We start from the raw sequence: 20,787 nt of genomic DNA, 5'->3' as shown, positions 1-20,787 counted from the left end.
TTATGAAATTTCACTTGCAAATCCTTATTTCTTCGCAAATGCTTCCGTTACAGCATGCATTTCCGTCTTCTCGCACACTGCGCGATGCAGGATTTCAGCCGTTTTCAGCGACGCCAATCCCTGCGGAATCGGGCTTTCGTTCAAGGAGGCGAGCTTGTCGAGCTGCGCGAATTCGTCGAGTCCCGCACGCTCTTCCCCGAGCGCGTCCAAGACGCTTTCGTTGAACTTGTACGGGCTTGCCGTCGAGACGACGACGAGCGGGCGCTCGCTTCCCGTCGCCTTCTTATAAGCCTGTGCCACGCGATACGCGACAGCCGAATGCGTGTCGAGCACATAATGCTCCTTTTCGTAGACTTCGCGAATCGTCTCCTTCGTCACCACGTCGTCGACCCAGCCAGCCCAAAACGTCTCTTTAAGATTCTGCAGCACAGTCTCGCCGACCTCGTACCTGCCCTTTGCGGCAAGCTCCTCCATCCAGCCCCTGACCAGCGCCGCATTCTGCGTTTCATGATAGAGCAGACGCTCAAGATTGCTCGAAATCAAGATGTCCATGGACGGCGAGATCGTCTTGTAAAAATCGCGCTTTTTGTCATAAACGCCCGTCTGCAGGAAATCCGTCAGCACGTTGTTGCTGTTCGACGCACAGATCAGTTTCGCGACGGGAAGCCCCATGCGCTTGGCATAATAACCCGCGAGAATATCGCCGAAATTGCCCGTCGGCACGCAGAAATCGATGGCTTCGCCCGCTGCAATCGTCCCCTTTTCCAAGAGATCGGCATAGGCGCTGAAGTAGTAGACGATCTGCGGCACGAGCCTGCCCCAGTTGATCGAATTTGCCGAAGACAGCTTGACGTTCCCAGCGGCGAGCTTCTCTCCAAAGGCCTTGTTGCCGAAAATCTCCTTGACGCCGTTCTGCGCATCGTCAAAATTCCCCTTGACCGCGACGACACGGACATTTGCGCCCTTCTGCGTGCACATCTGCAGGTTCTGGATCTTCGACACGCCGCCCGTCGGATAGAACACGAGGATCTTGATCTGATCGACATCGGCAAAACCTTCGAGCGCCGCCTTGCCCGTGTCGCCCGACGTGGCAACGAGAATCAGAATCTCAGCATCCTCACCCGTCTTCTTGAGCGCCGTCTGCAAAAGCTGCGGCAAAAGCTGCAGTGCCATGTCCTTGAACGCACTCGTCGGCCCGTGCCAGAGCTCCAATACGGGGAACTCCTTGAGCGCGTGCACGGGCGCGATGCGCACGTCGTCAAACTTGCCGCCCCCGTAAGCGCGTGCAATGCAGCCCGCAAGCTCCTCCGCCGTGTAATCCGTAAGGAAGAGTCCCAGAATGCGTGCCGCACGCTCCTCATAGGAAAGCTGCCGCATCCCTGCGATAAAGTCCAAATCGACCGCAGGAATCTCCTCGGGCACGAAAAGCCCGCCGTCCGCCGCCAACCCCTGGATGATTGCCTCTGCCGAGGCGACGCTTGCCGCCTTTCCCCTTGTACTGCTGTATTTCAATTCCTTCACTCCATTCATCTCTCTCCATCGACTGTGCCGCTTCTCTCAGCGCGTCAGCTGCGCCGTCGTCGCATGGACGGCACGCTCCAAATCGGCGGGCGCGAGCACGATCTGTTCGCCGCGCCTGCCCGCGCTGACGGCAATCTTGTCCCAGGCTTTCGCCGAAGCGTCGAGGAACACAGGATACTCTTTCTTCGCACCGAGCGGCGAGCAGCCGCCGCGCTGATAACCCGTGAGCGCAAGCACTTCCTTGAGATGCACCATCTCCGCCTTCTTGCTCGCGGCGGCCTTAGCGAGAGCCTTGAGGTCAAGCTCCGCCGCGCCCGGAATGCACGCCATGACGACGCCCGCCTTGTCCGTGCGGGCGACGAGCGTCTTGAATACCTGCTCCACAGGCATATGGAGCATCTCGGCCGCATGGACGGCGCTGAGGTCGTCCAAGTCGACGGGAAACTTCCGCAGCTCGTACGAAATCGACAGCCCGTCGAGAATCCGCGCCGCATTCGTCTTCTTCTGCCCCTTCATATCGCTCACCGTTTCTGCATCCGCAATCTCAAGCAAAAAGCTGCTTCGGATGCAGACTCTATTATACCATAGGTTCACGAGAACTCCTATGGCCGAAGCAAAAGAAGCGCATCAGCGGGAGAAAATACACCTTCTATGTGTATCATTGTTGACGTTGAAACACAAAAGGTATATGATGAACTTATCAAAGGAGTCGATCATGAAAACATCTGAGCTTTTGAGGATCCTCAAAAATCATGCTTGCACGATGGTCGAACATGGCGGCAGGCACGATAAATATTATAGTCCGATCACGGGGCGCGTATTCGTCGTTTGGCGGCACAAAAGGGAAATTCCGACTGGAACGGTGCAGAAAATTTTGAAACAAGCTGGAATCCAGCAGCCGTGATGAGGATACGCTTCGACACACTTTTTTTCGACAGGAGGCTTGAAACATGAGCAAATACGCTTTTCCTGCAATCTTTCGCTGGGATGAGGAGGAACAGGTCTATGACGTGACCTTTCCCGATATTGAGAACTGCTTCACCGCTGGTGAAAATCAGCCTGAGGCTTTGGAGAACGCCGCCGATGCACTCGCCCTGATCTTGTGCGATATGGAAGACGAGCACGCCGTCATCCCCCTGCCTGCTCCCCTCGACACTTTGTCTGCCGGCGAAAAAGGCTTCGTGAGCCTCGTCGCTGCTGACACCGACGCTTATCGGGAGATCATCGAGCGCGAAAACAATCCCATCAAATATGCACGCAAACAGGCAGGTCTGAACATCAAGATGCTGGCCGAGCTTCTGGGCGCTCCTTATCGTACGGTACAGGAGTGGAATGCCGGCCGCCGTCTGCCGCCGCCCTGGGTGCAGCGTCTCATCGTTGAGAAAATCGAAGCCAACGCCTGATGCAAAGTCCCAACTTGGAAAGAGGTGCTTCCCCTTGCTGAAAATCGCGTCCGCACAGATGGAAATACAGCCCGGACGGCCTGACGCCAATACCGCGAACATACTGCGCCAGATGGAAGAAGCGAAAGCGAATCATGCCGACATCGTCATCTTCCCCGAGATGGCGATTCCCGGCTATCTGCTCGGCGATACCTGGGAGCAGGACGCCTTCCTGCGCGACTGCGAATCTTGCGCCGCCGACATCATCGCCGCCTCGCACGGCATCGCCGTCATCTTCGGCAGCGTCGCCGTCGATTGGACGAAGAAAAACAATGACGGTCGGCCGCGCAAGTACAACGCCTGCTTCGTCGCCAGCGAAGGAAAGCTCTGCCATCCCGAGGCAATGCCCTACCCCTTCGTCATCAAGACGCTCCTGCCGAACTATCGGGAGTTCGACGACACACGCCACTTCTTCAGCCTGCAGAAGCTCGCACGCGAGCTGGGCACGACGCCCAAGAGCCTGATTTCTCCCGTCTCGCTGAAGATTCACGGCAGACGCTGGAAGATCGGCTGCCTATTGTGTGAAGACGGCTGGAGCGACAATTACGAGACGGCACCGATGAAACTTCTCGAAGAATACGAGGATCTGGACTTCTACGTCAACATTTCCTCCTCCCCCTATACGCTCGGGAAGAACGAGAAGCGCCAGCGCCTCTTCTCTGCCGCAGCCAAGGCGGCAGGGGCGCCGCTCATCTACATCAACAACGTCGGCTTGCAGAACAACGGCAAGACTGTCTACACCTTCGACGGTGCGAGCGCCGTTTACAGCGCGGAAGGTTTATGCGTCGCCGCCGCTCCATCCTACGAGGAAGGGCTGCACTATGTCGATGTCGAAGAAATCGCCTCGCTCCCTGCCCTCACGCCCGAAAAGAAGACCGAAATCGCCCAGATTTACGAAGCGCTTTCCTACGGCGTCAAAAATTTTCTCGACAGCATCCGCATGAAGAAGGTCGTCGTCGGTGCCTCGGGCGGCATCGACTCCGCCGTCGCCGCCGCGCTCTATACGAGCGTCCTCGGCGCAGAAAACGTCCTGCTCGTCAACATGCCGAGCCGCTTCAACTCCGAGACGACGAAGGATCTCGCACACGCGCTCGCCGAAAACCTCGGTTGCTATTACGCCGTCTTCCCCATCGAGGAGTCCGTACAGCACACGATGAAGCAGATTGCAGCGACGCCCATCGAGATTCTGAAGACAGGAGAAAAGAAGACGCTTGCCGTCTCCTCCTTCCTCGCCGAGAACATCCAGGCGCGTGACCGCAGCTCGCGCATCCTCGCCGCCCTCGCCGCAGCCTTCGGCGGCGGCTTCTCGTGCAACGCAAACAAGGCGGAGACGACCGTCGGCTACTCGACGCTCTACGGCGACCAGGCGGGCTTCCTCGCCGCCCTCGCCGACCTTTGGAAGCATCAGGTCTACGATCTTGCACGCTACATGAACGAGCATATCTTCAAGCGCGAAGTTGTGCCGCAGGCGACGATCGACATCGTGCCGAGCGCCGAACTGTCCGATGCGCAGAACGTCGACGAGGGCAAGGGCGATCCGCTGCTCTATCCGTACCACGACTATCTGTTCCGCGCCTTCGTCGAGCGCTGGGAAAAGGCGACTCCCGAAGACATCCTCGATTGGTACGTCAAAGGCACGCTTGAGCAGCAAATCGGCTGCGAAAAAGGCCTCGTGAAGAAATATTTCCAGACCCCCAAGGACTTCGTCGCCGACCTTGAACGCTGGTGGAACCTATTTTCCGGTCTCGCCGTCGCCAAGCGTATCCAAGCGCCCCCGATCCTCGCCGTCAGCCGTCGCGCCTACGGCTTCGACCACCGCGAGGCGCAGAACGGCGCCTACTATACGAGAGCCTATCAAAAGCTCAAGGAAGCGCTGCTGAAATGAAAACCGCTCGCGCCGGATTCTTCGTGAATCTGCAAGAACAGCTTGCGCTTCCCTGCACTTTGTGATAAAATACTTTTGTTGTCTATGGCACAAGATTAGGAAGCACTGATAAAATGAAGTCCGTCAGATTGGCGCAGATTTTTCGTTCGATCAAGGAGACGAACCGGACGCATAGTGGTGCTATGCGGAGGATTTGTCGACGCAGAGAGGGCGGAAAAGATACGTCAAGATGGCGGTGCTGAATTTATCAGGGATTCCTTAACTGCGCCGCGAAGGAGGTGTACCCCATGGCAAGTGTTTGCGAAATCTGTGCAAAGGGCGAGATGTCCGGCATGAATGTCAGCCATTCGCATTTGAAGACGAAGCGCAAGTGGAAGCCGAATATCCAGCGTGTACGCGCGATTGTGAACGGCGAGACGAAGCACGTCAACGTCTGCACGCGCTGCCTGCGCTCGGGCAAAGTCGAGCGTGCCATCTGATCTGTGCACAAGGATCCGAACTGATATATCATAAAACAAGCCGCTGAATCGAAAGATTCAACGGCTTGTTTTATTGCAGCGATGCATCAATAGGAATAATTCTGCCCTTCCGAAGCGACGCAGTCGATCTCAATGAGCGCGTCCTTCGGCAGTCGCGCCACCTCGACGCAGACGCGTGCAGGCGGGCAATTTGTGAAATACTTCGCGTACACCGTGTTCATCGCCGCGAAGTCCTCGATGTCCTTCAGATAGACTGTTGTCTTGACAACATCTTCCAGAGAGCATTCATCGGCTTCGAGAACGGCCTTGAGGTTTTCCAGCACGCGCTCGGTCTGTTCGGCAATGCCGCCCGCGACGAGTTCGCCCGTCTGTGGGTCGAGCGGAATCTGCCCCGAAGCGAAGATGAAGCCGCCCGACGTGCGGACTCCCTGCGAGTACGGGCCGATCGCTTTCGGCGCATTTTCCGTGATGATTTCTTTTTTCATGATCGAATCGCTCCCTTCGTCATATACCACATTGGCACATAGTACGCACTACTCCTCCACTTGGAGATCGGGACGCAGCGAAATGGCACCGCCCAGGTAGATGTGGCGAATCTCACTCTGCGGCTTATCCGTATCGACGAGCAAGAGCGCCCGTATGCAGCGTGGCAAAGAATTTTCGATATCCGGCTCCAGGGTGTCAAAAAGCGGCACTGCATCGAACCCTTTCAAGAATCTCGCACCCGCAGCCGGAAATGCCGACTTGAGATCGGGCGTCGCGGAAAAAATCGCCGCTCCGATGTCTGAAGGATCAATCTTGTTCGTGCGGCACATACCCATGACCATGAGTTTCACCGCTTGAAATATCTCAGCCTTCGTATCCTTTTCTACCGTGATCGCACCCCTGATCCCACGCATGGGAATCCCTCCTATCCTACTCTTCCTAGCATTAAAGCCCCAAAGAAAACGCGCATTTCGCGCCTTTCCCCAATCAACGGCAGCCTCGTCAATGACCGCGCAATATGCTCCACAGGAGCCGCGCCGAGAGCACGATCGCCGCCAGATAGCCCAAGACGCCCAGAAACGGTATCTCCATGATCTTCGGTGTCATCTGCGTCGTGCAGATCGTGCTTGAGCCAAGGAGAAGCGCCGCACTCAGGAGGGCGATGATGAGTTTATTGATCATCTTGTTGAGCCTCGCGAGCGGCTCATCGGCGCCCGTAAGCTCAAGATTGACCTTCGTCTGCCCGCTCAGCGTCATCTTCAGAATGTCCGAGATCTGCTCGGGCAGCTGCAAGGATTTGCGCAAGAGGATGTAGCCCTCACGCTTCGCCTTGCCGGCTTCCTCGCGCCAGTTGAATCCCTTCGCAAAGCTCAGTTCCATACTGCGCGCCAGAATCTCAACGAAGCTGACCTCAGGGCATACGAGGCGCATGACGCCCTCGATCGTCATGACGCCGCGGCAGAACATGCTGATGCCCGGCGCAATCGCAATGTGATGAGAGCGCAGAACGTTCATGATCTGACGCGAGAGTATGCCCATCTTCAGCGAGCGGAAATCGAGATCGCCGTACTGCGCGATGAGCGCGTCGATGTCCTGATAGAGCCTCGCATGGTCGATGCGCTCCTGCGGCACGCCGAGCGAGAGCACCGCCGCCTTCATCTCGAAGACGTCATGCTGCGCCAGAGCGAAGATCGCCTTGCGGATTGCCGCGCGATCCTTGTTCGACAGACGCCCCATCATGCCGAGGTCGAGCCAGACGATCTTGCCGCCGCGCACCCAGATGTTCCCCGGATGCGGGTCGGCGTGGAAGTAGCCATCCTCGACGATCTGCTTGACGTAATTTTCGCCGAGCCGCTCGCCGATGCGCCGCGCGTCGATGCCCGCCGCCTTGAGTCCCGCCACATCGTCAATCTGTATGCCGTCGACGTACTCCATGACGAGCACATGCTGCGTCGTCAAATGGCGATAGACCTTGGGACAGCTTACAAAGTCGGCATCCTGATTCGCATGGCGGAACTCCTCGATGTGGTTCGCCTCCATGACGAAATCCATCTCCTGTTTGGCAATCGCCCAAAGCTCATCGAGCACCATGCTGAAATCCACGACGTCCTGCGCAGGGCCAAGGATCTTCAAGATGCCCGCCGCACGCTTCAAGAGCACGATGTCCTTGCTCATGATGTCGTGCACGCCCGGTCGCTGCACCTTGATGACGACCTTCTCACCGTCCAGGAGCACCGCGCAGTGCACCTGCGCAATCGAAGCTGAACCCAGCGCTTCTTCATCAATCGAGCGGAAGATGCGCGTCCAGCGACGCTGATACTCCTGCTCGATGACCTTCTCTATGACGGAAAACGGCAGGGGGTTCGCCTCCGTCTGCAGTTTCATAAGTTCATCGCAGTATTCCTGCGGCAGGAAATCCGGACGCATGCTCATGATCTGCCCGAGTTTCACGAAAGTCGGTCCGAGATCTTCCAAGATCAGCCGCAGTTTCTCGGGCGTTATGCCATGCACGATGTCGCGCGCACGCAGGACTTCAACCATCTCGCGCAGACGCGTCGCCGAGCCTTGATCCTCCTTGCGCCACGCTTCGCGAAAAGCCTTTGCGAACATCGTATCCCCCCTCGGAAGAGCCCCCATCGCCATGCTGGACGGCAAAAGCCTTGCCTTAGCTCTTTTTGCCGTACTTTTCTTCGAGCTGCTGGCGCACCGTCTCATTTTCCAGGAATTCATCGTATGTCGTCACGCGGTCGACAACGCCCTCAGGCGTGATGTCGATGATGCGATTTGCGATCGTCTGAATAAACTCGTGGTCGTGCGAAACGAAAAGTACCGTGCCCGAAAAGGCAATCAGTCCGTCGTTCAATGCCGTGATGGACTCCAAGTCGAGGTGGTTCGTCGGCTCGTCGAGAAGCAGCACGTTCGCGCCCGAAAGCATCATGCGCGACAACATGCAGCGCACGCGCTCGCCGCCCGAGATGACCTTGGCCTTCTTCTGGCTCTCCTCGCCCGAAAAGAGCATGCGTCCCAGAAAGCCGCGCACAAACGACTCGTCCGGGTCGCGCGAATACTGGCGCAGCCAGTCGACGAGGTTCAGGTCGACGTCATCGAAAAATTCGTTGTTGTCCTTCGGCAAGTACGCCTGCGTCGTCGTCACGCCCCATTTGAACGTGCCTGCATCCGCCTCCATATTGCCCATGAGGATCTCGAAGAGCGCCGTCTTGCCCACGGAATTCGGGCCGACGAAGGCGACCTTATCTCCCTTCTTGAGCGTGAAGCTCACGTTGTTCAGCACCTTCTCGCCATCGATCGTCTTCGTCAGGCCGCTGACCTGCAGCAGCTGGTCGCCCGCCTCGCGGTCGGGCGTAAAGGCGATGTAGGGATAGCGGCGCGAGGACGGCTTGATGTCGTCGAGTGTGATCTTTTCGAGCAGCTTCTTGCGCGAGGTCGCCTGCTTCGACTTCGATGCGTTGGCGCTGAAGCGCTGGATGAAGGTCTGAAGTTCCTTGATCTTCTCCTCTTTCTTCTTGTTCGCATCCTTCGCCATCTGCAGGGCGAGCTGGCTCGACTTGAGCCAGAAATCATAGTTGCCCGCATAGAGTTGGATCGATCCAAAGTCCACGTCAGCGATATAGGTGCAGACCTGATTGAGGAAGTGACGATCATGCGAGACGACAATGACCGTGTTCGGAAAGTCGTCGAGGAAGGCTTCGAGCCAGTTGATCGACTCGATGTCGAGATGGTTCGTCGGCTCATCGAGGAGCAGTACATCGGGACTGCCGAAAAGCGCCTGCGCCAAGAGCACGCGCACCTTCTCCTTGTCCGTAAGATCCGCCATCTTCTTGTGATGCTTCGAAGGCTCGATGCCGAGGCCGTTTAAGAGGCGCTCCGCCTCAGGCTCTGCATCCCAGCCGTTCATGTCGGCGAACTCCGCCTCAAGTTCCGAGGCCCTCATGCCGTCGGCATCGGAGAAGTCCTCCTTCTGATAGAGCGCATCCTTCTCATCCATGATGGCGACGAGACGCTCGTGACCGAGCATGACCGTGCGCAAAACCTCGACCTCGTCGAAGGCGTAGTGATCCTGCTTGAGCACGGCAAGGCGCTCGCCTGGCGTAATGTCGACCGAGCCTTTCGACGGCTCGATGTCGCCCGCAAGGACGCGCAGAAACGTCGACTTGCCCGCGCCGTTCGCGCCGATGATGCCATAGCAGTTGCCCGGCGTGAACTTGATGCTTACATCCTTGAACAAAACGCGCTTGCCAAACTGCAGCGTCAGTCCGCTTGTACTAATCATAAGATCCGATCCTCAACCTTCCCTATACTGTTTTTTTCGCTTGCAAAAGAGCCGCGCGTTCCATGCCCGTGAAATATATTCACTGGCGCAGGATGTCGCGGAAAAGCTGCATGATGCTCTGACCGTACGTATGGCCGGGCACCGCCCAACGTCCATTGAGATCCGTCCATGTGCCGAGCGTGCGAGCGCCGTACGTCGAGCGCACGAGGTCGTAGCGCGGATCGACGATGGGCAAGGCGGGGCGGCGCGTCGACGCGTAGGCCAGAAGGTGCTGAATATGCGCGCGCACACCCAGCTCCGACGTAGAAAAGTACGCGCCCTTGACCGTCGCGCTCGTCGTGCCGAGACCGCAGTAATTGTTCTGATCGGGTGTGACCGTGCCGCCGTAGCGGAAGAAGCCCGTTTCCTTCAGTGCCTGCGCAAACGCCACATCGGGCCTCACACCCTCGCGTGCGCCTTCCTTATAATAATACGAAACGAGCGCTTCCGGCGAAACGGAGATGTCCGGATGCGGGTTGTTCATCAGCAGGTAATCGACGCACTGCTTCTCCGTCGCCATCGCCGCGCCCAAGATGGCGTCCGCTGTGCGCGGTGCCGTCACGAGAACGCCCGGCGTTTTTTCCACCGGCTTCTTTTCGGGCGCAGGAGGGTTCAAGATGTCCTTGATGCGCTCGGAAAGCGGCTGCTGCGCGTGCGCTGCCTGAACCTTCGTCTCCTTCGTCCTGCCCTGCTCGATGCCCTGATGCATTTCCACTTTCGTTTCCACCTGCGGATCATGCAGGCGTCTGGCGTCCGCCGCCGATGGAAGCGAAAAAGCAAATGTGCCGAGCACGAGCGCCGTCAAAACTGCCTTACCCTGAAAAGACCCCTTGAAACCCAATGCAATTCCTCCTAAAAATCACGGCGTATAGTACGCGAAATAAAGTGAAAAAGCCCCCGCGAAAAAGAACAATACCGGATGAATCTTCTTCCCTCGTCCCGAAAAGACCTCCAAAAAAACATAGACGATCATCCCTGCGCCCAGTCCTGCAACAAGACTAGAGGACAATGGCGTCACGAGAAGCACGGCGAAGAACGCGACATGTTCCGACGTCTGCTGCCAGTCGAGCCGCAGCTCCCGGAGGAGCAAGCAGCCCGAAAAAATGAGGAGCGGCGCGAGAATCGCCGAAAAGTCGAGAACGGCCGCCGCCACAGGCTCCAGGAACAGAACGAGAAGCAGAACGGCTGCCGCCGCACAGGCAGCGAGCGGTGTGCGTGCGCCGACGGCACGCGCCGCCGCGGACTCCTTCGCCAAGGTGACGGGTCCTGCACCGAGGAGCGATGCGACAACATTTCCTGCGGCGAGCACAAGGAGCGTGCGTTTTTCGGCAAGCCCGTGCACCTCTTCCGCCTCTCCGAGTGCGGCGAATGTGCCGCACGTATCGAAGAAGAGGAAAAGCCACAGCGCCAGAACGACGCCCGAAAGCTCTGCAAGATGTGCAAAATCGAGTGCAAACGCCGTCCGATCAAGCCCCTCGGGCAGCAGGAACGGCGCCTCGGGCAAAACGAGGAAGCCTTCGAAGAGAGCGAGCAGCACAGCCGAAAGAACGCCCCAGAACGCCGCCGCACGAACGCCCATCGCCCAAAAGGCGAGCGATACCGCAAGGCCTGCGAGCGCGACGAACGCCGCCGGCTCAGAAAGGCTGCCAAGCATCGTCACCGTCAGCGGCGAGCCGACGACGAGCTTGCCCATCTGAAGCCCTGTAAAGACGACGAGCAAACCCACGCCGCCGCGCGCCGCCTCTGTGATTGCACGCGGCATCGACGCGAGGAAGATGCGGCGAAGCGGCGTAGTCACCGTCAGAAGGACGAGGAGCGCGGCTATAACGCATGCGGCAAGAGCCTCCTGCCACGCGACGCCGAGCGGATAAATGACGCCGTAGACGAGCCAGACGTTGATGCCGAGCGCAGGCGCGACAACGATCGGCTGACGCACAAAAAGCCCCGCAGCAAGCGTCGCCAAACACGCAGCGAGAAGCGTCGCCACATAAGCTCCGACAAAAGGCGCACCCGCCCTCGCCCAAAGTGCGGGCACGACCGCAAACGTCGCCAGAAGAGCGAGCGCCGTCAACACGCCGCCCAAAACCTCCCGCCGCCACTGGACGCGCTCATCCTTCCATGAAGGAAAAGAAAAAATCTCGGCCCGTCCTCCCTTCTCAAAAAACCAATCCGCTCCTATTGTACCACAAGACCGCCAAGGCTTTCAATCCTAAGCAGGAGCTTTTTGCTGAACCCTCAAAAGTCCGACGAAAGGCGCAAACCGATCGACTGGCGAGAACGGCGCACCGTGCCCACGATGCCACGATAAAAGGCTCGACCTGCTTGCAAAGAAGCAAGTCGAGCCTTTCGCCGACTCTATTCACTTTCTCCGATGAGTTATCAACCCATCGGCAAACTTGCTTGGTTGCGGGAAGAGGACTTGAACCTCTGACCTTCGGGTTATGAGCCCGACGAGCTACCAACTGCTCCATCCCGCGATAAAAATGAAAATGGTGGGCAGGGATGGATTCGAACCATCGTAATCCGAAGATGACAGATTTACAGTCTGTTCCCTTTAACCACTCGGGCACCTACCCATATATCAAGACGGCTTGCGCCGCATCTCGCGTTGGTTGCGGGAAGAGGACTTGAACCTCTGACCTTCGGGTTATGAGCCCGACGAGCTACCAACTGCTCCATCCCGCGATGTTTTGTCACACCGTAAACCATCGGCTGACAAGAAACAATTATACTATAGTGGAAGAGCTTTGTAAAGGGCGCAAAAGGAAAAAGTCGCCGAAACATGCGGCATCGGCGACTTTTTCATCAAAACCTCATCTCAATCACTCAAAAAGATAGGCGTACCTCTCCTTGAACTCGTCCTTTTCCATATGATAGGCATTGGCGAGGCCGGGATCGTCGAGATCCTCCTTTTCCATGCGCATCATGAAACCACGCGCAATTTTGTAGTGGACAGACTCGATATTGACCTTGCGCACCTTCGTCTTGCCCGTCTCAGGATCCTTGATCTCGTCGAAGAAGAGCGGCTTCGCCTGGTTGTCCTGCAGAGTGATGAGCGCCCCCGTCTCGCCGCGCATGAGAAACTGCACGGCCTCGTAGCCCAAGGAGCGTGCATAGTCGATGTCGTAGGCGATCGGCGTGGCACAGCGAAGCTCGTAGCCGATTTCCTTGTCCACGATGGCGATCTTGATGCCGATCTTCTTGACTTCGGCGAGTACCGCCTGCTTCAGGATTTCGCCGAAGTCCAGTTCCGCGTAGCGAATATGGCCATGTTCGTCGAGTACGAGATTGCCAAGCTTTTGGAAGTCCTCCTGCGCGATCTTCTCGATGACACCCTCGGCGATGACGGCGACGCCGTAGTTGTGCCCCGTCAAGTAGCGCTTGACAATCGACCCCGTGATGATGTCGACGACTTGCTGCAAGGGAATCGACTCCGCCGCGAACTCCTCGGGAATGATCGTCAGAGCCGCGCCTGCCGAGCGCCCCATACCGAGCGCCAAGTGTCCCGCAGTGCGTCCCATAGCGATCGTGAAGTACCAGCGGTTGTTGCTCGTACGTGCGTCCTCCATGAGGTTTTCAATCTCCTCCGTGCCGAAAGCGCGCGCCGTCTCGAAACCGAACGTCGGGATGCCCTCGGGCAGCGGCAGGTCGTTGTCGATGGTCTTTGGCACATGGACGACGTTGATCGTCTTGCCGATCTGACGCGCGTAATTCGACACCGCCATAGCGCTGTACGCCGTGTCATCGCCACCGATCGTCACGACGTGCGTAACGCCAAGTTCCGTCAAAGTATCGACAACTGTGCGCAGGTCGGATTCCTTCTTCGTCGGGTTATAGCGCGACATCTGCAGGATGCAGCCGCCTGTCAGATGGATGCGGTTCACGCGCTCCATGTCGAGGCGCACATATTTCTTCTCGCCGCGCGCGAGGCGCGAAAAACCATCGTAGATGCCGAGTACGTCCCAGCCATGGCGGTCAGCCTCGATGGTCACGGCGGAAATGACGCTGTTGATGCCGGGCGCCGGCCCGCCGCCACAGATAATGGCAATGACATTCTTGATTCCGATCATGAAAAAGCCCCCTCTTCCATTTTGCGCATAAATCTTATTGCTTCATATTGAACATACTTCCTTTATTCTGTCAAAAAAGCGAATTTCCTGCCGCAAACGAGGAGAAGGCGAAAGAAAGTTCCCACCCAAAAGAAAAGAGCAACGGCATCGCCAGCCATCGCTCTTTCGCATGTTCCAATAAAACTACCGCTTGCCGAGATGCGAACGCCTGCCGGCGTTCGTCTTCGTACCGCTCTTGGAGCGTGCCGCAGGGCGTCCCACGCGCTTCTTGGCGACGCGGCGTGCACGCTGCGCCGCCTTGCCGCGCTTGGGCGGCGGTGCGCTCTTCGCGGGCGCTGTACGCTCTTTGTCTGCGTTCTCCTGATTCGCCGCTGCCGCTTTCGCCGCCGTCTTCCGTCGCACGTTCTTGCCGCCGCTTCTCTCCGACTTTTCCTTGGTGAGGCGAGCCTTGATGCCCGCCTCAATGCGGCGCAGCTGATCGTACTGATGCGCATTGACGAAGGTGACGGCAAGCCCCTTTGCTCCCGCACGCCCCGTCCTGCCGATGCGGTGAATATACCACTCCGTATCCTGCGGCAGATCATAATTGAATACATGCGTGACGCCCTCGATGTCGAGTCCGCGCGCCGCGATGTCGGTGACGACGAGGATCTGCAGCTTCGCCTCGCGGAAACGGCGCATGACGAGGTTGCGCTGCGTCTGCGTGAGGTCGCCGTGCAGCTCGTCGACGAGGTAGCCGCGCCCCGCGAGTTCCAGCGTCACATGCGCGACCTTCTGCTTCGTATGGCAAAAGACCATCGCAAGGTACGGCTGATATTTGTTCAGCAGCTCACAGAGCTTGTCGAGCTTCGTATCCTCGCGCGTGTCGACAATGACCTGCTCGATATTCGCGAGCGTCACGCACTCGGGCTGCACCGTAATCTCGCGCGGCTCCTTCATGTAGCGGCGCGTGAGCGCCCGTATGCGCTCGGGCATCGTCGCCGAAAAGAGCATGAGCTGGTGATCGCCCGCCAGCGCTTCGAGCATCGTTTCCACATCCTCGACAAAGCCGAGACGCATGAGCTCGTCGGCCTCATCGAGGACGACCTTGTTGACCTGTGAGAGTTCGACCGAGTGGCGGCGCAGGTGATCGAGAAGCCTGCCGGGCGTCGCGATGATGAGCTGCGGCTTCTGTCGGAGCTTATCCTTCTGCCGTTCGATGTCCTGCCCGCCGTAAACGAGCGCCGTTCGTATGCCGACCGCATCCGCGAGCGTCTTGGCGACGCGCGCCGTCTGCATGGCCAGCTCGCGCGTCGGGCTGACGACGAGAGCCTGCGCGACCTGGGCATTTCCCTTGATGCGCTCAAGCAAGGGCAGCAGGAAGGCGAGCGTCTTGCCTGTGCCCGTCTGCGCCTGCACGATGGCGTCACGTCCCGAACGCACGGCAGGAATCGCCTGCTCCTGCACGGGAGTCGCCTCGCGTATGCCCTGACGCGCGAGAGCGTCGACCAACACTTCCGGGCAGTGAAGTTCTGAAAAATTCAACTCGAAAGTACCTCCGTTCCCGTCTCCGTGATGAGAATCGTCTTTTCCCACTGTGCCGAGAGCGAGCCGTCCTTCGTGCGCACCGTCCAGCCATCCTTCTTGTCGACCGTCACCTTGTACTTGCCTGCGTTGATCATCGGCTCGACCGTCAGCACCATGCCCGGCACGAGCAGCATGCCTGTGTCAACTTCGCCCACATGCGGCACGAAAGGCTCTTCGTGGAAGTCCTTGCCCACGCCGTGTCCGCCGAGCTGCGTCACGACGGAGCAGCCGTTGGCGCGCGCGTGCGCGTCGCACGCCGCACCGATATCGCCGAGGAAGTGCCACGGCCTGGCCGCCTCAATGCCGAGGTTCATGCACTCCTTCGCCACCTCGACGAGACGCGCCGCTTCCGGCGTCGTCCTGCCGCCGACGATGTACATGCGCGACGCGTCAGCATAGTAGCCATCCAAGATCGTCGTGATGTCGACGTTCACGATGTCGCCTTCCTTCAAGATCGTTTTCTTCGACGGTATGCCGTGGCAGACGACGTCGTTGATCGAGATGCAGACGCTCTTTGGGAAGCCCTCGAAATTCAGGCACGCGGGAATGCCGCCGTGATCGATGATATAGTCATGCGCTGCCTTGTCGAGCGTCGCCGTATCGATGCCCGGCTGCACCATCTCGCCCATGAGGTCGAGCGCCCCATCGTTGACGACGCCGCTCTTTCTAATGCCCTCGATGTCCGCCGCATTCTTGATGATGCTGTGCGGCGGGCGCACCTGCCCGCGATAGATGTCGAATTTCATCGAGCGAATACGTTCATCGAAATCCATGTGGCATTTCTTGTACTTCTTGCCGCTGCCGCACCAGCACAAATCATTTCTCGTCATTTCATTGCTCCTCGCACGCATGACGCAAAGCGTCATGCAAAATCATGGCGCACCAAGGCTATGTCCAGTACACCCTTTAAAAAGTCCTTCCCATTATAACACATTCCGTCCTGCACTGCGAACCATTATCTCTAAAAAACAGATGCCGCAATCCCCTCCCGTGAGGGAAACTGCGGCACCGGATGAAAATGCTGCCTTTTTCACGCAAGGCAGGCGTCAAGTCGTCGCAACAGAAATATCAAGCTCGACGATATGACCGCCGAGATCCATATCGACGGCAAGGTAGCCATCACTGCTGATCTTGATCTGGAAGTCCTCACCGATGGAAAGCGACGGCGTGGAGATATCGACCTCCAAGCCGAGTCCTGCGATATGCGTCGCCGTGTTCGCCGTCAGCATGTTGCTGAGCTCGGAAATCGCACTCTGCGCCATCTCATCGAAGTTCTCGACGGGCATGCCCATCATCATCGTGGAGGCGATGAATTTCGCCGTATCCTCCGTCATGTTGTAAACGACATTGCCGCGAATCTGCTTCGTGAAGCCAACGATGACAGAAACGCCGAGACTCACGGCGTTCTTCTGCTTTACCGTGACCTTGGCACGCTTCGGCTCGGGGAAGCCGATCTGCGGCATGACAGCGGTGAAGGCGTCAATAAAAGGGTTGACAAGTTTTGCATCCATCTTTCTTTATTCCCCCTCCGCAAATCCAAGATTCAAGCAGATGTTTCCGATCTCCGTCTTCGCGACGACCTCGAACGAGGTGAGCTTCGGATTGGCAATGCGGATGTTCGCGCCGCTGATCGTCCCCGGCGGAGTCAGGCGCATTTCCTTGTCGCGGAAAATATCATTGACATTCGATACGCCGCGGCCGACGATGATGTTCGCCGCCTCCTCGACCGAATCGTTTATCTCGTCCTCCTCGATGTCGTCATGCTCATCCATCGCGAGCATGCGCAGAGCAAAGTGGCGCATGGTATCAGTATCCATGTGGACGACGGCGCGTCCTATGGGCGAACCCGTGAGTCCGATGATGACCGCGATGCCCTTGATCGTCAGATAGGGGCTTTCATCAACGGAAATCTCGATCTCGCTCTCCATGCCAAGAAGACTAAACAGACTGCGCTGAAGCCCTTGCGCAAACGTCGCCACATAAGAGTCGCGCAGCATCGTGACGGCGCTCCCCTTCTTCTGGCACAGGATGATCAGCATATCGACGATCTCATTGGGCTTCACAGGCTTCTGCAGGAAAGCGTGGATGCCCACCTCGCGCCCCTGCGTCATGAGGCTCGCATCCTTCATCGCACTGATCATGACAATCGTGGCGTCAGGATCAAAGGCGAGGATGCGGCGGCTCGTCTCAATGCCGTTGGCATCGGGCAGGTTCATGTCCATCGTCACAGCGGTCGGACGCGTCTCCTTGTATTTCTCAACGGCCTCGGCAGCGTTGCTCGCTACGGCGCAGACCTCGAAGCCCGCCTTCTTGAGGATGCCCTCAAGCATCGCCTGGCTGACGCGCGAGTCGTCGACAATCATGATCTTGATTTTATTCACTAAGCTCACCCTATTCTTTCCGTCCAATAAGATATTGCCTGAAAAAAGAACATACTCCCTTATATTATCCTATCGGCCAAAGTCACTAAAAGATTAAGCACTTTCTCAACCTGCGCCCATGCGCGAGAGTATGACGCGGGCAACGTGCACGCCACTCGCGCCCGCCTGCGAAAGGCCGCGCGTGACGCCGGCGCCGTCGCCGACGGCAAAGACGTTCTTGAGGCGCGTTTCCAGCTCATTGGACAGCACGATGCGCGAACTGTAGAACTTGACCTCGACACCGTAGAGCAGCGTGTCGTCATTCGTCATGCCCGGTGCAACGGCGTTGAGCGCCTGCACCATCTCCATGATGTTGTCGAGATGGCGCTTGGGCAGGATCAGCGAGAGATCACCAGGCGTCGCATGAAGCGTCGGCTCCATGAAGCTATGGCTCATGCGGTGCGCGTTCGTGCGCCTGCCCTTGATGAGATCACCGTAACGCTGCATGATGATGCCGCCGCCGAGCATATTGGAAAAAGACGCGATGCTCTTGCCGTACTTGTGCGGCTCATTGAACGGCTCCGTGAAGTGATTCGACACCAGAAGTGCGAAGTTCGTGTTGTGGCTCTGCATCTTCGGGTCGCTGTACGAGTGACCGTTGACCGTCATGATGCCGCCCGTGTTTTCCATGACGACATGACCGTGCGGATTCATGCAGAAAGTTCGCACGGAATCGCCGTAGCGCTTCGTGCGATAGACGAGCTTCGCCTCATAGACCTCCGACGTGATGTGGTCGAAGATCTCGTCGGGCACTTCGACGCGCACGCCGACATCGACCTGATTGTTCTTCTGCTCGACGCGCAGCCGCCGACACTCCTCGGAAAACCATTCGGCGCCCGAGCGCCCCGGCGCAACGACGAGATACTCGGCGGCGATGCGCTCGCCGCTTTCCAGTTCCAAGGCGTTTTCTCCCTCGCCGTCGGAAAGGATATTCCTGACAGGTTCATGGAAGCGGAACTCGACGCGATCCTTCATGTACTCATACGTTTTTTCGAGCATCTTCAAGTTGTTTTCCGTGCCGAGGTGGCGCACGCTCGCTTCCAAAAGATGCAGATCATGCTCCAAGGCGAGCTTGCCGATGCGGCTTCCCTTCGTGCTGAACACCTTCGCGGGAGCGCCGTGGCGCATGTTGATCGCATCGACGTATTCGATGAGACGCATGACCTCGGCGGAACTGATGTACTCGCCGAGCCAGCCGCCGAACTGCGTCGTGAAATTGTACTTTCCGTCGGAAAAGGCGCCCGCGCCGCCGAAGCCGCGCATGATGCTGCAAGGCTTGCAGCCGATGCAGCTCTTGACCTTGCCCGCCGCAATCGGACAGCAGCGATGATATATGTCGTTGCCGCTCTCTAAGACGACGATGGAAAGGCCTGGCTTCTTCTCCGCCAGCTCATACGCCGCGAAAACGCCCGCCGGACCCGCGCCCACAATGGCGACATCGTATTTTTTCACATCGCCGCCTCCCATCCGCTCACTCTTCTACAATTGGTATTATATAGGAAGAAGTTCCTTTATGCAAGGGATTCGTTGCATAAAGGGCGGCTTTTCATTATAATAGGAAAGTATATCCGTAGAATTCATCCGTACTTCCTTTAGGGGGACTTATCTTGACAAACAACATGGCGATCATCATCGCATTCATCGTCTACCTCGGCCTCATGATGCTCATCGGCATCTACTACTATCGGCGCACGCGCTCCATGGCGGACTACATTCTCGGCAACCGCAAGCTCGGCGCATGGGTCACGTCCTTGAGCGCCGAGGCCTCCGACATGAGCGGCTGGATGCTCATGGGGCTGCCTGGCTTCGCCTACATCGCGGGACTCAATGCGGGCTGGATCGCCTTGGGGCTTGCGCTCGGCACCTATGCGAACTGGAAGTTCGTTGCCGCACGTCTTCGAAAATATACGGAGCTTGCCAACAATTCGCTGACGCTGCCCGATTTTCTGCAGAATCGCTACGAGGACAAGTCGAACCTCCTGCGCATCATTCCTGCCGTCTTCATCTTGCTCTTCTTCATCATCTACACATCGTCGGGCTTTGTCGCGGGCGGCAAGCTCTTCGAGACGATCTTCGCGCTTCCCTACACGCAGGCTCTGTTCCTCGGCGCTTTCGTCGTCGTCTTCTACACGCTCGCGGGCGGCTTCCTCGCCGTCTGCTGGACAGACTTCATCCAGGGCGTCATGATGTTCTTCGCCATCCTGCTCGTGCCCGCCGCCGCCTCCTATCTGCTCGGCGGTCCGTCCGTGACGCTCGCTGCCATCTACACGATGGAGCCGTCGTTCTTCAATCCTTTCCAGAAACCTGACGGTTCGACGCTCGGTTTCATCGAGTTCATCTCGCTCATGGGCTGGGGACTCGGCTACTTCGGTCAGCCGCATATCCTCGTACGCTTCATGGCAATCCGCTCATCCGCCGAACTCGGACGCGCCATGCACATCGCCATGACGTGGGTCGCCATCTCGCTCGCCGCTGCCGTCCTCGTCGGCATGGTCGGACGCGCCTACCTTACCGAGCCGCTCTTCGGCACGGCAACGGAGACGGTTTTCCTCGTGATGACGGATTCGATCTTCAACCCCTTCATCGCTGGACTCATCCTCTCCGCCGTCCTCGCCGCCATCATGAGCACGGCCTCGGCGCAGCTTCTCGTCGCAGCTTCAGCCTTCGCACAGGATTTCTACCGTTCGCTGCTTCATAAGAACGCGAGCCAAGGCGAACTCGTCTGGGTCAGCCGCCTCTCCGTTCTCGCGATTGCCGCCCTCTCTCTGACGCTTGCCATGAATCCCGAGAGCCTCATCCTCGACATGGTCGCCTACGCATGGGCAGGCTTCGGCGCCGCCTTCGGCCCCGCATTGCTCGCCTCGCTCTTCTGGCGCCGCGCCACGAGAAACGGCATCCTCGCGGGCATCATCACGGGCGGCGTCACCGTCCTCGTATGGAAGCAGTTCGCCCTCTTCGGCCTCTACGAGATCATCCCGGGCTTCGTCCTTGCCCTCTGCGCCATCTATGTCGTGAGCCTCTTGGACAAAAAGCCGGCAAAGAGCATCACGGACACGTTCGACGCCGTGGGAAAGAGCGAGATATAAGGA

General features: G+C 58.0%; 19 protein-coding genes, 3 tRNA genes and 1 pseudogene. 6 read left to right on the top strand and 17 right to left on the bottom strand.

The genetic code is table 11. The features are described 5' to 3' along the window. Positions 1 to 24: 24 nt before the first annotated feature. Together thrC and ybaK are read right to left on the bottom strand one after the other, a co-directional pair. Positions 25 to 1,530 (bottom strand): threonine synthase, encoded by a 1,506-nt coding sequence (gene thrC / locus HMPREF1153_RS10130; protein WP_009646819.1) that lies wholly within the window; start codon positions 1,528 to 1,530, stop codon positions 25 to 27. A 27-nt stretch (positions 1,531 to 1,557) separates the two neighbouring features. Next, a complete protein-coding gene (gene ybaK, locus HMPREF1153_RS10125) occupies positions 1,558 to 2,115 on the bottom strand; it encodes a Cys-tRNA(Pro) deacylase (RefSeq protein ID WP_009646822.1) in 558 nt (185 codons plus the stop codon). A gap of 10 nt (positions 2,116 to 2,125) precedes the next feature. Here ybaK and HMPREF1153_RS13115 point away from each other — a divergent pair, with 10 nt between their 5' ends. The 5 genes and pseudogenes from HMPREF1153_RS13115 to rpmB all read left to right on the top strand — a co-directional run bounded on the left by HMPREF1153_RS13115 (position 2,126) and on the right by rpmB (position 5,327). Continuing rightward, entirely contained in the window at positions 2,126 to 2,425 is a 300-nt protein-coding gene (locus HMPREF1153_RS13115; RefSeq protein WP_009646848.1) for a type II toxin-antitoxin system HicA family toxin, read from the top strand. Between the two features lie 46 nt (positions 2,426 to 2,471). Beyond that, the gene (locus tag HMPREF1153_RS10115; RefSeq protein ID WP_009646853.1) at positions 2,472 to 2,924 is read left to right on the top strand and encodes a type II toxin-antitoxin system HicB family antitoxin; all 453 of its coding nucleotides are present in this window, start codon (positions 2,472 to 2,474) and stop codon (positions 2,922 to 2,924) included. Between the two features lie 34 nt (positions 2,925 to 2,958). Beyond that, positions 2,959 to 4,848 (top strand): NAD(+) synthase, encoded by a 1,890-nt coding sequence (gene nadE / locus HMPREF1153_RS10110; protein WP_009646824.1) that lies wholly within the window; start codon positions 2,959 to 2,961, stop codon positions 4,846 to 4,848. 113 nt (positions 4,849 to 4,961) lie between these two features. Then, positions 4,962 to 5,110 (top strand): annotated as a pseudogene (locus HMPREF1153_RS13110) (secretion protein HlyD). A gap of 25 nt (positions 5,111 to 5,135) precedes the next feature. Then, on the top strand, positions 5,136 to 5,327 hold the full coding sequence (gene rpmB / locus HMPREF1153_RS10105; protein ID WP_006192484.1) for a 50S ribosomal protein L28: 192 nt from the start codon (positions 5,136 to 5,138) through the stop codon (positions 5,325 to 5,327). An 86-nt stretch (positions 5,328 to 5,413) separates the two neighbouring features. On the opposite strand, the gene HMPREF1153_RS10100 is transcribed toward rpmB, so the two are convergent. The 15 genes from HMPREF1153_RS10100 to HMPREF1153_RS10030 form a co-directional block, all read right to left on the bottom strand. Next, the gene (locus HMPREF1153_RS10100; protein ID WP_009646841.1) at positions 5,414 to 5,812 is read right to left on the bottom strand and encodes a RidA family protein; all 399 of its coding nucleotides are present in this window, start codon (positions 5,810 to 5,812) and stop codon (positions 5,414 to 5,416) included. Between the two features lie 48 nt (positions 5,813 to 5,860). After that, positions 5,861 to 6,226 (bottom strand): chorismate mutase, encoded by a 366-nt coding sequence (gene aroH, locus HMPREF1153_RS10095; RefSeq protein WP_009646852.1) that lies wholly within the window; start codon positions 6,224 to 6,226, stop codon positions 5,861 to 5,863. A gap of 88 nt (positions 6,227 to 6,314) precedes the next feature. Then, a complete protein-coding gene (locus tag HMPREF1153_RS10090; RefSeq protein WP_009646812.1) occupies positions 6,315 to 7,922 on the bottom strand; it encodes an ABC1 kinase family protein in 1,608 nt (535 codons plus the stop codon). A 55-nt stretch (positions 7,923 to 7,977) separates the two neighbouring features. Next, positions 7,978 to 9,603, bottom strand: coding sequence for an ABC-F family ATP-binding cassette domain-containing protein (locus HMPREF1153_RS10085; RefSeq protein ID WP_009646849.1), 1,626 nt, complete (start codon positions 9,601 to 9,603; stop codon positions 7,978 to 7,980). 79 nt (positions 9,604 to 9,682) lie between these two features. Further along, complete coding sequence (locus HMPREF1153_RS10080) at positions 9,683 to 10,483, bottom strand: glucosaminidase domain-containing protein (protein ID WP_006192490.1); 801 nt, start codon at positions 10,481 to 10,483, stop codon at positions 9,683 to 9,685. Between the two features lie 18 nt (positions 10,484 to 10,501). Beyond that, positions 10,502 to 11,716 (bottom strand): NCS2 family permease, encoded by a 1,215-nt coding sequence (locus HMPREF1153_RS10075; RefSeq protein ID WP_009646807.1) that lies wholly within the window; start codon positions 11,714 to 11,716, stop codon positions 10,502 to 10,504. Between the two features lie 327 nt (positions 11,717 to 12,043). Beyond that, a tRNA-Met gene (locus HMPREF1153_RS10070) sits at positions 12,044 to 12,119 on the bottom strand. A gap of 13 nt (positions 12,120 to 12,132) precedes the next feature. After that, a tRNA-Tyr gene (locus HMPREF1153_RS10065) sits at positions 12,133 to 12,218 on the bottom strand. A 33-nt stretch (positions 12,219 to 12,251) separates the two neighbouring features. Next, a tRNA-Met gene (locus HMPREF1153_RS10060) sits at positions 12,252 to 12,327 on the bottom strand. 137 nt (positions 12,328 to 12,464) lie between these two features. Next, complete coding sequence (gene pfp, locus HMPREF1153_RS10055; RefSeq protein ID WP_009646823.1) at positions 12,465 to 13,712, bottom strand: diphosphate--fructose-6-phosphate 1-phosphotransferase; 1,248 nt, start codon at positions 13,710 to 13,712, stop codon at positions 12,465 to 12,467. Positions 13,713 to 13,895: 183 nt separating this feature from the next. Continuing rightward, positions 13,896 to 15,236, bottom strand: a complete 1,341-nt coding sequence (locus HMPREF1153_RS10050; RefSeq protein ID WP_009646799.1) for a DEAD/DEAH box helicase — start codon at positions 15,234 to 15,236, stop codon at positions 13,896 to 13,898. After that, positions 15,233 to 16,108, bottom strand: coding sequence for a type I methionyl aminopeptidase (gene map, locus HMPREF1153_RS10045; RefSeq protein ID WP_009646816.1), 876 nt, complete (start codon positions 16,106 to 16,108; stop codon positions 15,233 to 15,235). The genes HMPREF1153_RS10050 and map overlap by 4 nt, the downstream gene beginning before the upstream one ends. A gap of 216 nt (positions 16,109 to 16,324) precedes the next feature. Beyond that, positions 16,325 to 16,789, bottom strand: coding sequence for a chemotaxis protein CheX (locus HMPREF1153_RS10040; RefSeq protein ID WP_006192820.1), 465 nt, complete (start codon positions 16,787 to 16,789; stop codon positions 16,325 to 16,327). Positions 16,790 to 16,795: 6 nt separating this feature from the next. Next, on the bottom strand, positions 16,796 to 17,659 hold the full coding sequence (locus HMPREF1153_RS10035; RefSeq protein WP_009646833.1) for a response regulator: 864 nt from the start codon (positions 17,657 to 17,659) through the stop codon (positions 16,796 to 16,798). Positions 17,660 to 17,764: 105 nt separating this feature from the next. Next, positions 17,765 to 19,165 carry an NAD(P)/FAD-dependent oxidoreductase gene (locus HMPREF1153_RS10030; protein WP_009646854.1) on the bottom strand — a complete coding sequence of 467 codons (1,401 nt, stop codon included), beginning with the start codon at positions 19,163 to 19,165 and terminating at the stop codon, positions 17,765 to 17,767. A 140-nt stretch (positions 19,166 to 19,305) separates the two neighbouring features. Between HMPREF1153_RS10030 and putP the strand changes: the two genes are divergently transcribed. Next, positions 19,306 to 20,784: a sodium/proline symporter PutP gene (gene putP / locus HMPREF1153_RS10025; RefSeq protein ID WP_009646825.1), complete on the top strand. Its 1,479-nt coding sequence runs from the start codon at positions 19,306 to 19,308 to the stop codon at positions 20,782 to 20,784. The last annotated feature ends 3 nt before the right edge of the window (positions 20,785 to 20,787 follow it).

The sequence above is a fragment of the Selenomonas sp. CM52 genome (assembly GCF_000292955.1).
Taxonomy (GTDB): Bacteria; Bacillota; Negativicutes; order Selenomonadales; family Selenomonadaceae; genus Selenomonas.
This window is presented reverse-complemented; position numbering and strand designations above follow the sequence as displayed.

What these genes read in the sequence shown, in the direction of transcription:
- map (WP_009646816.1), bottom strand. Translation starts at nt 16,108, where the DNA reads ATGACGAGAAATGATTTGTGCTGGTGCGGCAGCGGCAAGAAGTACAAG.
- rpmB (WP_006192484.1), top strand. Translation starts at nt 5,136, where the DNA reads ATGGCAAGTGTTTGCGAAATCTGTGCAAAGGGCGAGATGTCCGGCATG.
- HMPREF1153_RS10040 (WP_006192820.1), bottom strand. Translation starts at nt 16,789, where the DNA reads ATGGATGCAAAACTTGTCAACCCTTTTATTGACGCCTTCACCGCTGTC.
- HMPREF1153_RS13115 (WP_009646848.1), top strand. Translation starts at nt 2,126, where the DNA reads ATGGCCGAAGCAAAAGAAGCGCATCAGCGGGAGAAAATACACCTTCTA.
- pfp (WP_009646823.1), bottom strand. Translation starts at nt 13,712, where the DNA reads ATGATCGGAATCAAGAATGTCATTGCCATTATCTGTGGCGGCGGGCCG.
- thrC (WP_009646819.1), bottom strand. Translation starts at nt 1,530, where the DNA reads ATGAATGGAGTGAAGGAATTGAAATACAGCAGTACAAGGGGAAAGGCG.
- aroH (WP_009646852.1), bottom strand. Translation starts at nt 6,226, where the DNA reads ATGCGTGGGATCAGGGGTGCGATCACGGTAGAAAAGGATACGAAGGCT.
- HMPREF1153_RS10030 (WP_009646854.1), bottom strand. Translation starts at nt 19,165, where the DNA reads ATGGGAGGCGGCGATGTGAAAAAATACGATGTCGCCATTGTGGGCGCG.
- HMPREF1153_RS10100 (WP_009646841.1), bottom strand. Translation starts at nt 5,812, where the DNA reads ATGAAAAAAGAAATCATCACGGAAAATGCGCCGAAAGCGATCGGCCCG.
- HMPREF1153_RS10115 (WP_009646853.1), top strand. Translation starts at nt 2,472, where the DNA reads ATGAGCAAATACGCTTTTCCTGCAATCTTTCGCTGGGATGAGGAGGAA.
- HMPREF1153_RS10090 (WP_009646812.1), bottom strand. Translation starts at nt 7,922, where the DNA reads ATGTTCGCAAAGGCTTTTCGCGAAGCGTGGCGCAAGGAGGATCAAGGC.
- HMPREF1153_RS10085 (WP_009646849.1), bottom strand. Translation starts at nt 9,603, where the DNA reads ATGATTAGTACAAGCGGACTGACGCTGCAGTTTGGCAAGCGCGTTTTG.